Source organism: Halobaculum sp. EA56 (genome assembly GCF_051195075.1).
Taxonomy (GTDB): Archaea; Halobacteriota; Halobacteria; order Halobacteriales; family Haloferacaceae; genus Halobaculum.
This window is the reverse complement of record NZ_JBNTJX010000010.1, coordinates 60,138-71,598: the sequence shown is the minus strand read 5'-3', so window position 1 is coordinate 71,598 and position 11,461 is coordinate 60,138. Positions and strand designations below refer to the sequence as shown.

Here is an 11,461-nt window from a genome sequence, read left to right as displayed (position 1 = left end):
TGGGGCGGGACGCACTTGACGAGCGCGGTCGCCGCGACCGGAGGGAGCGGCGACCGCGGCCGACGGCGGAGCGGTCCTGTGCCGCTCCGCCCACGAAACGAGCGCGGTCGAGCGAGCGAAGGGAGCGAACGAACGAGACCGCGGCCAACGGCGGCGAGGTGCTCGCGGCCGAGTGCAACGAGGCCGCGCGGTCCGAGCCGCCCGGGAAGAGCGCGGCCGGCGAGACCAGACCCCGGCGGCGACGTTCTTGCGGCCGGCGAAACGACTACCACCCGCCGCCGAGAACCGTCGGGACATGACGCGCAAACTGCTCTCGGACGCGAGCGATCACGTCCGTCGCGCGGCCGAGGCCGCCGACGGCGAGGCCGCGGAGCGGCTCGACGGCGTCGCGGACGACCTCGCGGCGGCGGCCGACCGCGACAAGGGGCCGGACCACGGCTGGCTCGACAGGCGAACGCACATCGTGCGCGACGCCGCCGCCGACGCCGGCGAGGAGGCGCAGGGCCACGCCGATGCGGCCGTCGAGTGCATCAACGAGTACCGCGAGGACGTGCCCGGCGTCTGAGCCGGCGCGGGCGGGGGGCGGGAGCGGCGCCGGGGGAACGACCGACGCGAACCGACCGCCGACGGGACCGCGATTTATCACCGGCGAGGCCGACGACCGGGTATGAAGGTCGGACTCGTCGCCGTCGGACAGGCGGGCGGCAAGATCGCTGACGCCCTGCTCCGGTACGAACGCGAGAGCGGCGTCGAGATCGTCGCCGACGCGGTCGCGGTCAACACCGCCCGCGCGGACCTGCTCGGCCTGCGGGAGGTCGAGCCGGGCGGGCGCGTGCTCATCGGCGGCGACCGGGTGAAGGGCCACGGCGCCGGCGCGGACAACGAACTCGGCGCCGAGTTGGCCCGCGAGGACATCGGCGAGGTGCGCGACGCCGTCGACGCGATCCCCACCAGCGACGTGGACGCCTTCCTCGTGGTCGCCGCGCTCGGCGGGGGCACCGGCTCCGGCGGCGCGCCGGTGATCTGCCGGGAGCTCCGCCGGATCTACGAGGAGCCCGTCTACGCCCTCGGGGTGTTGCCGGCCCGCGACGAGGGCGGCATCTACACGCTCAACGCCGCGCGGTCGCTCAAGACCGTCGTGGAGCACGCGGACGCGACGCTGCTGTTCGACAACGACGCCCACCGCGAGGCGGGCGAGAGCCTCGCGGGCGGCTACGGCCGGGTGAACGAGGAGGTGGCCCGCCGGCTCGGCGTCCTGCTCTCGGCCGGCGAGGCGCGCGACCCGACCCCCGAGAAGGTCGTCGACGCCAGCGAGATCATCAACACCCTCGGGCGCTCGGGCGGGGTGGCCTCGCTGGGCTACGCGTCCGCGCCGCTGGAACGCAAGCGGGGGCTGTTCGGCGGCCGCAAGCCGATCGAGGAGGACTCGCTGGCGGCGACGACGCGCGTGACCGCGACGGTGCGCCGGGCGGCGCTGGGCGGGCTGACGCTCCCGTGTGAACTCCGCGACGTGGAGCGGGCGCTGGTCGTCGTCAGCGGCCCGCCGGAGACGCTCTCGCGCGAGGGCGTCGAGGACGCGCGCCGGTGGCTGGAGGAGGCGACCGGCACGCCGGAGGTCCGCGGCGGCGACTACCCCCTCCGCGACACCGACCACCTCGCGGCCGCGGTGCTGCTGGGCGGGGTCGCCGAGGCGCCGCGGCTGGCGGAGCTGCGCGCGGGCGCCGTCGAGGCCCAGCGCAACGTCGCCGCCATCGCCGAGCGCTCGGACCTCTCAGCCGGTATCTGGGACGCGGAGGGGCTGGACCCGCTGTTCTGAGGGGACCGGGGCGAAGCGGAGCGTCCGTCCCGACCCGCCTCAGCAGACGTTTTTCGGTTTCACGCCCATCCCCTCCAGCGTCGCGACGTAGTCGTCGTAGGCCGCCTCGACGACCGCGTCCGCGGCGTCGCGGGCGGCCGCCCAGTCGTCGTCGCCGTCGCACACCGTCGAGAGGAGGTCGAGCGCGTCGGCCAGCCGGCCGTCGAGGTCGTCGCGGATCCCCCGGAACTCGTTCGAGGAGGCGGGGTCGGCGTCGCCGACGAAGAAGCCGACCGTCTGTTCGGTCCGGGTGTGCGCGAGCACGAGCCGGCCGTAGAGCCCGCCCGCGCGGGCGACGGTGTCGTCCAGGTCCGCGAGCACGTCGTACTCGGGGTAGTCGTGGACGTCGTCGGCGTCGGGGTCGACGTCGGCGTCGGCGACGTCGCGGTGGCCCCGGGCGTCCTCGGCGACGTCGCCGAACAGCGCCGCGGCGTCGCCGTTGGCCTCGCCGGCGCTCCACGACTCGAAGGTGCGCCCCGCCAGCGCGAACTCCGCGGCGACGGCGGCGCGGACGGCGTCCGCGTCCATCTCGCCCCCGGTGAGCGCGTACAGCGACTTCGAGGAGCCGAGCCGCGAGAGGGCCGTCTCGTTGTCGTCGCGGAACCCGTCGGAGAAGGCGTCTGCGTCCATGCGACGGAGTACGGCGTTCGGACGCTTGAAACTCCCGCAACAAAGGCCGGGCGGGGGGCGGCGCGGGACCGCCCGGCCGGTTCCCGGCGACACGCTTACACCGCACGCGAGGGAGTCGCGACCATGTCACGTCCCCCCGACGGGTCGCGGTCGATCGCGGGCGCCCTCGGCGCCGCCGGGCGACTGCTCCGCGACCGCCCGGCCGCGGTCCTCCCGGCGTACCTCCTCGCGATCGGCCTCACCGCCGCCGCGCGCGTCCCGCTGACGCTCGCGCTCGTCGCCGCCGCCGCGTCGCTCGCGCTCACCGGTCGGCTGGAGCCGCTCGTCCGCGCCGCCGCCGACCTGCAGGAGGCCGCCCGCGAGGGCGGGTCCGGCGGCGGGGGCGGCCCGGGCACCGGCGGCGTCCCGGGGACGATCCCGCCGGGCGTCGAGACCGCGGTCACCGACGCCGTCACGCCGACGGTGGTCGCGGCGCTCGCGCTCGGCGTCGCGGGAGCGGTCGTGGTCGGGGTCCTCGCGCGGGCGGTCGCGTCCGCGGTGACGTACGGGACCGTCTGGGCGGGCCTCGACGGCCGGCCGCCCCTCGTCGACGGGGTCCGGACCGCGGGCCGGTGGCGCACCTTCCTCGGCATCTCGCTCGTCCGGATCGCCGTCGTCGCCGTCGCCATCGGCGTCCCGCTCGCCGTCGCCGCGGGGCTCGCGACCCGGCCCGGGGTAGTCGTGAGCCCGTCCGGCATCGGCGCGCTCGGGGTGCTTCTCGCGGTCGCGGTCGCCGGCCTCGGCGCCGTCGGCGTCGCCATCACGTGGTTCCTGCTCGCGTTCGCGGAGCCGGCGGCGGTCGTCGACCGCCGGGGCGCCGTCCGCGCCGTCCGCGCCAGCCTCGGGTTCGTCCGCGCGCACCCGGCGCGGGCGCTCGGGTTCGCCCTCGTCGCCGTCGGCGGCTACGTCGGCGCCGCCGTCGGCGTCGCCGCCGCGAACGCCGCCGGCGCGGGCCGCCTCGGAGGGATCGTCCTCCCGCTGGTGGTCGTCCCGGTGCTGGAGGCGGGCGCGACCGCGCTGTACGCCGGCGTCGACGGGCCCGCGGCGGCCCGGGCGGAACGGCCGTCCGCCCGCGCGCGACTCCGGGCCGGCCTCGCGTCGGGGTGGCGCGAACTGGTCGGCTTCGTCGTCGGCCACCCGCTGGCGGTGTTCGCGGCCGTCGCGACGCTCGCGGGCGCCGCCGCCGGCGGGTACGCCGTCACCGCGCCCTACGGCGTCCGGGTGCCGCCGCCGGCGGACGTGTCCGGCGTGTTCGGGGCGGTCGCGGTCGGCCCGTTCCTCACGATCGCCGCGAACAACTGGCTCGTGAGCGCCGGCCTCGCCTTCGGCGGCGTCGCGTTCGGCCTCCCCGCGGTCACCGGGCTGGCGTTCAACGGCGCCCTCGTCGGCGCGCTCGCGGGCGTGTTCGACCGGACGGCGTTCCTCGCGCTCGTCGGCCCCCACGGCGTGCTCGAACTGCCGGTCATCGCCGTCGCCGGGGCGCTCGGCCTCCACCTCGGGGGCGTCGGCTGGCGGTGGCTCCGCGGTCGGACGGACGCCGCCGAGGTCGCCGGCGAACTGGAGCGGGCGGCGTACGTGCTCGTCGGGGTCGCGATCCTGCTCGTGGTCGCGGCGGCGATCGAGGCGTTCCTCACCCCGCGCGTCGCGGCGGCGGTGCTGGGCGGGTGACGGCTCGATAAAACCGGGAGTCGGGTGCGGGCGGTTCGCGTCCGCCGAACCTCCCCGCGGTCGGCCTCGCCTCAGTCGCCGCCGGGCTCGCTGCCCTTCACGATCGGGGCGCGCACGAGGTTGCCCCACTCGGTCCAGGAGCCGTCGTAGTTGACGGTCTGGTCGGCGCCCACGAGCTCGTGGAGCGCGAACCACGCGACCGACGAGCGCTCGCCGATGCGGCAGTACGCCACGATCTCGTCGTCGCCCTCGTCAAGCACGTCCTCGTACAGTTCCTCGAGTTCCTCGCGCGTCTTGAACGTCCCGTCGTCGTTGGTGACGGAGGCCCACGAGATGTTGCGCGCGCCGGGGATGTGGCCGCCGCGCTGGGCGGTCTCCTGCAGGCCCGGCGGGGCGAGGATCTCGCCGCTGTACTCCTCGGGCGAGCGCACGTCGACGAGGGGAACGCCCGCGCCGATGGCGTCCTCGACGTCGTCACGGTACGCGCGGATGGACTCGTCGGGCTCGTCGGCGGTGTAGGTCGTCTCGGGGAACGACGGCACCTCGTCGGTGGTCGGGTAGTCGTGCTCCAGCCAGTACTCGCGGCCGCCGTCGAGCAGCTTCACGTCGTCGTGGCCGTAGTACTTGTACTGCCAGTAGGTGTAGGCGGCGAACCAGTTCGAGTTGTCGCCGTAGAGGACGACCGTGGAGTCGTCGCTGATGCCGTGTTCGGCGTTCAGCGCCTCGAAGTCCTCCTTCGAGAGGATGTCGCGCTGGGTCTGGTCCTGGAGGTCCGTCTCCCAGTTGAAGCCGATGGCGCCGGGGGCGTGTTCGGCGTCGTACGCCTCGGTGTCGACGTCCACCTCCACGAGCCGGTGCGCCGAGTCGTCGGACTGGAACTCGTCGAGCCGCTCCTCCACCCAGTCGGCGTCGACGAGCACGTCGTTCGCGTAATCTGACATTGCGGCCGATCCTACGGCTCCCCGGGGTTTAATACCCGCATCCCCGGCAGAGGCGGCCATCCGTCCGGCCAACCGGAACTTGTTGCCGGTGTTTCGGGACGCTCTCCGGGGCCCCCGCTCGCCCGCGACCCGCTCTGTCGCCGGCGACACGACGGGACCGGGGGTCCGAGAAAATGTTGCCGCTTCCTCGGACGGGGCGCCGTCGTCGCCGCCTCGGCGGGGCTTTTCCCTCCCCCTCGCGAACGGCGGGTATGAGCGACACCTTCGTGTCCGCGGCGTGGCTCGCGGACCGGCTCGACGACCCCGACGTGCGCGTCGTCGACGTGCGCGACGCCTGGGAGTACGACGGTATCGGCCACCTGCCGGGCGCCGTCTCGGTCCCGTTCGACGAGTTCCGCAGCAGCGCCGGCGACGAGGGGATGCTCCCCGGCGCCGACCGCTGGGCGGACCTGCTCTCGGGGGCCGGGATCGCCGAGGGCGACGACGTCGTCGCCTACGACGACGAGCACGGCGTCTTCGCCGCGCGCTTCCTCGTGACTGCCGAGCTGTACGGCCACGACCCGGAGCGGCTGCACCTCCTCGACGGCGACTACAGCGCCTGGAGCCGGGAGCACGAGACGACGGGGGAGGCGCCCGACCCCGATCCGACCGACTACGAGCCGGGCGAGCCCGTTCGGTCGCCGCTCGTGGGCTTCGAGGAGGTCGAGGCCCGGCTCGGCGGCGACACCGTGATCGTCGACACCCGCGAGGCGTGGGAGCACGAGGAGGGACGCCTCCCCGGCGCGGTACAGCTCGACTGGCTGGAGCTGGTCGACCCCGACACGCGCGGGCTGAAGCCCCGCGAGGAGCTGGAATCGATCCTGACCGACCACGGGATCACCCGCGACCGCGAGGTGCTGCTGTACTGCAACACGGCCCGCCGGATCAGCCACACGTACCTCGTCCTGCGCCACCTCGGCTACGAGGACGTGCTGTTCTACGAGGGGAGCCTCACCGAGTGGGAGGAGCGCGGCGGCGAGACGGTGGAGGGGTAGCTCGCGGGCCGGGGTGGTGGCGAGCCGGACGGGCCGTTGACCGGGCGGGTCGCCGGAGAGGAGGCGGAGACGGCCCGGTCGCCCTCACCCCGAGCCGGCGTCAGGGTCCTCCGTGTCGCCGGCGGCGGGCCGTTCGGGACCGGGGAGCTGTTGCTGGCTCGTGACGCCGCCGCCGTTCTCCGAGAGGAGCGCGACCGTCTCCGCCAGCAGCGCGACGACGAGCGGCCCGACCACGAACCCGATGGCCCCGAGGGTGAGCAGGCCGCCGACGAAGCCGACGAAGTACACCGAGACGGGGAGGTCCGTCGCGCCGCCGGCCAGCCGCGGGCGGATCACCGCGTCCGGAACGAACCCGACGAGGATCAGCCCGACGACGAGGACGATCAGCGCCCGGAACGCGTTGCCCGCGACGAGGTCGACGACCGCGAGGGCGACGACGACGATGCTCGGCCCGAGCACCGGGACGAACTGTAGCACGCCCGCGACGACCGCCAGCGCGAACGGCGAGTCGTACCCCAGCGCCGCGAAGGTGACCAGCGCGAGGGCGAACGTCGCCACGGCGGTCGCCCCCTGGAGGACGTAGATGGCCCGCAGCGTCGAGGCCGTCCGGCGGTGGAGCGCGAACAGCACGTCGTGGTACTCGCCCGGACACAGCCGGAGCGTCGCCACCCGGGCCGCCTGCGGCTTGAGCAACAGCCCGTACACGAGGATGACGAACACGACCAGTTTCAGCACGATGACGGGCGCCGCGCCCGCCAGCGCGAACGCGAGCCCCCGCAGCGACGACCGCGCGAGCGCGAACCAGTCGGCGAACTCCACGACGTACGTGAACACGCCCAGGTCGACGACGAGTCTGGTCGGGAGCGTCTCGAAGAACCCGAGGAGGTCGCGCCGCCGGCGGTAGAGCACGTACGCCAGCGGGACCGCGAGCGCGACGACGCCGAGGAATCCGGCCGCGGTTGCCGCCCCGGCGGCGATGCGGTTGGAGTAGCCGTGACCGCGGACGAACTCGCGCAGCGGGTACAGCACGTACGCCACCGTCACGGCGAACACGACCGTCGCGAGGACGCTGCGCAGGACGACCGCCGTGAGCACGAGCAGTCCCGCGAGAAGGGCCGCCAGCGCGGTCCGGCGGGTCGGATGCATGGGGGAACCCGGAACCCGCCGGTACAAAACCGTTCCCCGACGGCGGACCACCGGGGTTATGTACCTCCGAGTGTGACCACCCGGTAATGACCGACGAGAACGCGCGTTCGAGGCGGCGATTCCTGCGGGCCGTCGGCGCCGCGGGTGCCGCGGGCCTGGCCGGCTGTTCCGCCGAGCCGACGGGCGAGGGGACGACCGAACCCACGGTCGGGACCGACGACGACGTCGTCACCACCTCGGGGACGACGACCGGGGAGCCGACCGAGTCGATGGCGGACACGCTCGTCGTGGCGACGTACCCGCCGTTCGTGGACGCCCCCTCCACCAGCCCCGGCGCGTGGCTGAAGGAGGAGTTCGAGTCCGAGTACGACGCGACGCTCGTGTACCAGACGCCCGACAGCGAGCTGAACTACTACATCGAGCGCGCCGTGCAGGGCGTCGACTTCGAGGCGGACGTGTACCTCGGGCTCGACGTGAACGGGCTCATCCGGCTCGACTCCGAGCGGGGGTCCGGACAGTTCACCGAGCCGATGTTCGCGGACGCCTCGAACGTCGAGGGGATCGACCGGGTGAAGGAGTCGCTGCTGTTCGACCCGCGGGACCGGGCGATCCCGTTCAACACCAGCTACGTCGCCGTCGTCTGGAACGCCACGATGGAGGGCGGCGAGTTCGTCGCCCCCGAGACGTTCGACGGGCTGGTGAAGGAGGCGTACCGGGGCGACCTCATCACGCAGAACCCGACCTCCTCGACGACCGGGACCCAGTTCCTCCTGCACACGATCGCCGCGAAGGGCGAGGACGGCTACCTCGACTACTGGCGGTCGCTCAAGGCGAACGACGTGACTGTGCTGGGCACCTGGTCGGACGCCTACTCGGCGTACCAGAGCGGCGAGGCACCGATGGTCGTCTCGTACTCGACCGACCAGGTGTACGCCCACCGGTCCGGACAGGACCTCTCGAAGCACCAGATCCGGTTCCTCGACGACCAGGGGTACGCCCGTCCCGGCGGGATGGCACGCTTCCGGGCGTCGAACGCCCCCCGGCTCGCGGAGCGGTTCATGGAGTTCGTGCTCCGCCCGGAGATCCAGGCCGGCATCGCCAAGCGCAACGTGGCGCTCCCCGCGATCGACGACGCCCCCCTCCCGGACGACTACGAGCAGTACGCCAAGGTGCCCCCGGAACCGGTGAGCTTCACGTACGAGGAGCTGAAAGGGAACCTCGGCACATGGAAGGACGAGTGGCAGCGGATGTACGCGAGCGGGTGAACGGGCGGGGGTACGCCCTCCCCCTGCTTGCGGCCGTCGCGGCGCTCCTGCTGGGGGTGCTGTTCTACTACCCGGTCGCCACCGTGTTCGTCGACGCGGTGGTCGTGGACGGCCGGCTCACGTTCGGCCCGCTGCTGGAGGTCCTCACCGACGACTTCTACGTCGGGCGCGTCCTCGGGTTCACCGCGTATCAGGCCGTGCTGTCGACGCTGCTCAGCGTCGTCCTCGGCCTCCCGGGGGCGTGGGTGCTCGCGCGCTTCGAGTTCCGCGGGCGCGCCACGCTCCGGTCGGTGACGATGGTGCCGTTCGTCGTCCCCTCCGTGCTCGTCGCCGCGGCGTTCTACGCCACCTTCGGCGCGAGCGGGACGCTCAACGCGGCGCTGTCGGCCGCCGGCCTCCCGACGGTCGACCTCCTGCCGTCGCTTTCGGCGATCCTCGTCGCGCACGCCTTCTACAACGCCCCGCTCGTGACCCGCGTCGTCGCCGCGGCGTGGGAGTCCGTCGACGCCGGCGCCGTCGAGACGGCCCGCTCGCTGGGCGCGTCGCCCCGGCGGGCCGTCCGCGACGTGGTGCTCCCGCAGCTCATGCCGGCGGTGCTCATGGGCGCGGCGCTGACGTTCGTGTTCACGTTCGCCTCCTTCGCCATCCCGCTGGCGCTGGGCGGCTCGCAGTACGCCACCATCGAGGTGTTCATCTACTCGGCCCGGCGGCAACTGGAGTACGGCCGGGCCGCCTCGCTTGCCGTGCTGGAGACGGGCGTGTCGCTGTCGCTGATGGCGCTGTACCTCCGCTACGAGCGCGCGCGGGCGACCGAGCGGCGGGGGGCGCGGACGCTCCCGCGGCGGCCGCTGGTGCCCGACTCGTGGACGCGCGAGCGGGTCGCGAGCAGGCTCGCCGTCGCGGGGTACGCCGCCGTCGTCGCGCTCGTGTTCCTCGCGCCGCTCGCGAGCATGCTCTACGCCAGCGTCACCGTCGAGGGACGGTTCACGCTCGACGCCTACCGGTTCCTCCTCGAACGGCAGACCGCCGGGGCGGCGTTCCAGGTGAAACCGTTCCCCGCAATCGTCAACTCCCTGCTGTTCGGCGCGGCGACGCTGGCGGTCGCGCTCCCGCTCGGGACCGCGATGGGCGTGCTAACCACCCGCCGGTTCCGCGGGCGCTGGCTGGTGGACGCGCTGTCGATGGCGCCGCTGGTGGTGTCGGGCATCGTCGTCGGCCTCGGCCTGCTCAGGGGACTGGTCTTCGGGGTCGAGGCGTTCGGCTACCGCTTCACCGTCGCCGGCGCGGTCGCCATCGTCGCCGCCCACGCCGTCGCCGCCTACCCGTTCGTCGTGCGGACGGTCGCGCCGCCGCTGGACCGCCTCGACCGGGCGCTCGTGGAGTCCGCGCGTGCGCTCGGCGCCTCCCGCGCCCGGGCGCTCGTCGACGTGGAACTGCCGCTGGTGTGGCCCGGCGTCGTCGCGGGCGCGGCGTTCGCCTTCGCCATCTCCATCGGCGAGTTCGACGCGACGGTCATCCTCGCGGAGGGCGGCGGGAGCTACACCATGCCGGTCGCCGTCGAGCGGTTCATCGGCCGCAGGCTCGGCCCCGCCACCGCGATGGGCACCGTGCTGCTGGCGGTGACGGCCGCCTCGTTCGTCGTCATCGAGCGCGTCGGGGGTGAGTTCCGTGGGTGAGGAACCCGCGGTTCGGGTGGAGAACCTCCGCGTCGAGTACGGCGCCACGACGGCGCTCGACGGGGTCGATCTGACCGTCGAGGAGGGTGAGTTCTTCACGCTCGTGGGACCATCGGGATGCGGGAAGACCACCACGCTTCGGTGTCTCGCCGGGTTCGAGGAGCCGACCGGGGGCTCGGTCGCGATCGGCGGCGAGCCGATGGCCGGAGTTCCACCCGAAGCGAGGGGGGTCGGCGTCGTGTTCCAGAGCTACGCGCTGTTCCCGCACATGACCGTCGGCGAGAACGTCGCCTACGGCCTCCGGTTCTCGGGCCCGCCCGAGGGGACGACGAAGTCGGAGCGCGTGGCGGACCTGCTCGAACTCGTGGACCTCTCGGGGTTCGAGGACCGCGACCCGGACACGCTCTCGGGCGGGCAACAGCAGCGGGTGGCGCTGGCGCGGGCGCTCGCGCCGGAGCCGCGACTGCTCCTGCTCGACGAGCCGATGTCCGCGCTGGACGCCCGACTCCGCGAGCGCCTCCGGGTGCAGGTGCGCGACATCCAGCGCGAGTTGGGCCTGACGACGGTGTACGTCACGCACGACCAGGAGGAGGCGCTCGCGGTCTCGGACCGCGTCGCCGTGATCGACGACGGCCGCATCGAGCAGGTCGGCGCGCCGCGGGAGCTGTACGACGCGCCGGCGACGCGGTTCGTCGCGGAGTTCCTCGGGGACAACAACGTGTTCGCGGGCGCGGTCGCCGACCGCGGTCGGCTCGACGCCGACGGGGGAACCGCCGTCGACCCCCCCTCGCTCCGGGTCGAGGGCGGCGGGGCGGAGACGCTCCCGCTCCCGACGGAGGAGACGGTCGACGCCCGCCCGGGCGACCGCCTCGTCGTCTGCGTGCGTCCCGAACGGATCCGGGTTCGGCGCGACGCCGGGGGCGACGGCGGTGACGGCGGCGACCGCGACGACACCGCCGGCGGCGACCGCGCCGGCGGCGCCGCACGGTCGCCCGGCGAGACCCCCGCGGTCGACGCGTGGCTGTCGGCGACCGTCGAGAGCACGGAGTTCCTCGGCGACGCCACCCGCCTGCACTGCGCGTGGAACGGCGTCGGCGTGACCGCCAGAACCGACGGCCGGCGGTCGTTCGAGACGGGCGAGGCCGTTCAGCTCGGGGTCGACCCGGCGGACGTACGCGTGGTCGAGCGGGCGTGAACGGCCGGGCGG

At 74.1% G+C, this 11,461-nt stretch carries 10 protein-coding genes; 7 read left to right on the top strand and 3 right to left on the bottom strand.

The window, feature by feature from the left end; translation table 11 throughout:
- Positions 1-295 precede the first annotated feature (295 nt).
- Positions 296-565 (top strand): DUF7553 family protein, encoded by a 270-nt coding sequence (locus tag ACQUQ1_RS15740; RefSeq protein ID WP_435065268.1) that lies wholly within the window; start codon positions 296-298, stop codon positions 563-565.
- 102 nt (positions 566-667) lie between these two features.
- Positions 668-1,816: a tubulin/FtsZ family protein gene (locus ACQUQ1_RS15735; protein WP_435065267.1), complete on the top strand. Its 1,149-nt coding sequence runs from the start codon at positions 668-670 to the stop codon at positions 1,814-1,816.
- A 39-nt stretch (positions 1,817-1,855) separates the two neighbouring features.
- Here ACQUQ1_RS15735 and ACQUQ1_RS15730 read toward each other — a convergent pair whose 3' ends face one another.
- On the bottom strand, positions 1,856-2,485 hold the full coding sequence (locus ACQUQ1_RS15730; protein ID WP_435065266.1) for a transcription antitermination protein: 630 nt from the start codon (positions 2,483-2,485) through the stop codon (positions 1,856-1,858).
- Between the two features lie 123 nt (positions 2,486-2,608).
- On the opposite strand from ACQUQ1_RS15730, the gene ACQUQ1_RS15725 reads away from it, so the two are divergent.
- Positions 2,609-4,192: a stage II sporulation protein M gene (locus ACQUQ1_RS15725; protein ID WP_435065265.1), complete on the top strand. Its 1,584-nt coding sequence runs from the start codon at positions 2,609-2,611 to the stop codon at positions 4,190-4,192.
- A 71-nt stretch (positions 4,193-4,263) separates the two neighbouring features.
- Here ACQUQ1_RS15725 and ACQUQ1_RS15720 read toward each other — a convergent pair whose 3' ends face one another.
- Positions 4,264-5,133, bottom strand: coding sequence for a sulfurtransferase (locus ACQUQ1_RS15720; protein ID WP_435065264.1), 870 nt, complete (start codon positions 5,131-5,133; stop codon positions 4,264-4,266).
- Between the two features lie 251 nt (positions 5,134-5,384).
- On the opposite strand from ACQUQ1_RS15720, the gene ACQUQ1_RS15715 reads away from it, so the two are divergent.
- Positions 5,385-6,167: a sulfurtransferase gene (locus tag ACQUQ1_RS15715; protein ID WP_435065263.1), complete on the top strand. Its 783-nt coding sequence runs from the start codon at positions 5,385-5,387 to the stop codon at positions 6,165-6,167.
- 84 nt (positions 6,168-6,251) lie between these two features.
- On the opposite strand, the gene ACQUQ1_RS15710 is transcribed toward ACQUQ1_RS15715, so the two are convergent.
- The gene (locus tag ACQUQ1_RS15710; protein ID WP_435065262.1) at positions 6,252-7,313 is read right to left on the bottom strand and encodes an AI-2E family transporter; all 1,062 of its coding nucleotides are present in this window, start codon (positions 7,311-7,313) and stop codon (positions 6,252-6,254) included.
- An 86-nt stretch (positions 7,314-7,399) separates the two neighbouring features.
- On the opposite strand from ACQUQ1_RS15710, the gene ACQUQ1_RS15705 reads away from it, so the two are divergent.
- The 3 genes from ACQUQ1_RS15705 to ACQUQ1_RS15695 are packed head-to-tail and all read left to right on the top strand — an operon-like array spanning position 7,400 to position 11,449.
- Complete coding sequence (locus ACQUQ1_RS15705; protein ID WP_435065261.1) at positions 7,400-8,578, top strand: thiamine ABC transporter substrate-binding protein; 1,179 nt, start codon at positions 7,400-7,402, stop codon at positions 8,576-8,578.
- Entirely contained in the window at positions 8,539-10,254 is a 1,716-nt protein-coding gene (locus tag ACQUQ1_RS15700; RefSeq protein WP_435065260.1) for an ABC transporter permease, read from the top strand. The genes ACQUQ1_RS15705 and ACQUQ1_RS15700 overlap by 40 nt, the downstream gene beginning before the upstream one ends.
- Positions 10,247-11,449 carry an ABC transporter ATP-binding protein gene (locus ACQUQ1_RS15695; protein WP_435065259.1) on the top strand — a complete coding sequence of 401 codons (1,203 nt, stop codon included), beginning with the start codon at positions 10,247-10,249 and terminating at the stop codon, positions 11,447-11,449. The genes ACQUQ1_RS15700 and ACQUQ1_RS15695 overlap by 8 nt, the downstream gene beginning before the upstream one ends.
- The last annotated feature ends 12 nt before the right edge of the window (positions 11,450-11,461 follow it).

Bases quoted from the DNA above. Each gene is read 5' to 3' on its own strand.
- ACQUQ1_RS15740 (WP_435065268.1), top strand. From the start codon at position 296: ATGACGCGCAAACTGCTCTCGGACGCGAGCGATCACGTCCGTCGCGCG.
- ACQUQ1_RS15735 (WP_435065267.1), top strand. From the start codon at position 668: ATGAAGGTCGGACTCGTCGCCGTCGGACAGGCGGGCGGCAAGATCGCT.
- ACQUQ1_RS15730 (WP_435065266.1), bottom strand. From the start codon at position 2,485: ATGGACGCAGACGCCTTCTCCGACGGGTTCCGCGACGACAACGAGACG.
- ACQUQ1_RS15725 (WP_435065265.1), top strand. From the start codon at position 2,609: ATGTCACGTCCCCCCGACGGGTCGCGGTCGATCGCGGGCGCCCTCGGC.
- ACQUQ1_RS15720 (WP_435065264.1), bottom strand. From the start codon at position 5,133: ATGTCAGATTACGCGAACGACGTGCTCGTCGACGCCGACTGGGTGGAG.
- ACQUQ1_RS15715 (WP_435065263.1), top strand. From the start codon at position 5,385: ATGAGCGACACCTTCGTGTCCGCGGCGTGGCTCGCGGACCGGCTCGAC.
- ACQUQ1_RS15710 (WP_435065262.1), bottom strand. From the start codon at position 7,313: ATGCATCCGACCCGCCGGACCGCGCTGGCGGCCCTTCTCGCGGGACTG.
- ACQUQ1_RS15705 (WP_435065261.1), top strand. From the start codon at position 7,400: ATGACCGACGAGAACGCGCGTTCGAGGCGGCGATTCCTGCGGGCCGTC.
- ACQUQ1_RS15700 (WP_435065260.1), top strand. From the start codon at position 8,539: ATGGAAGGACGAGTGGCAGCGGATGTACGCGAGCGGGTGAACGGGCGG.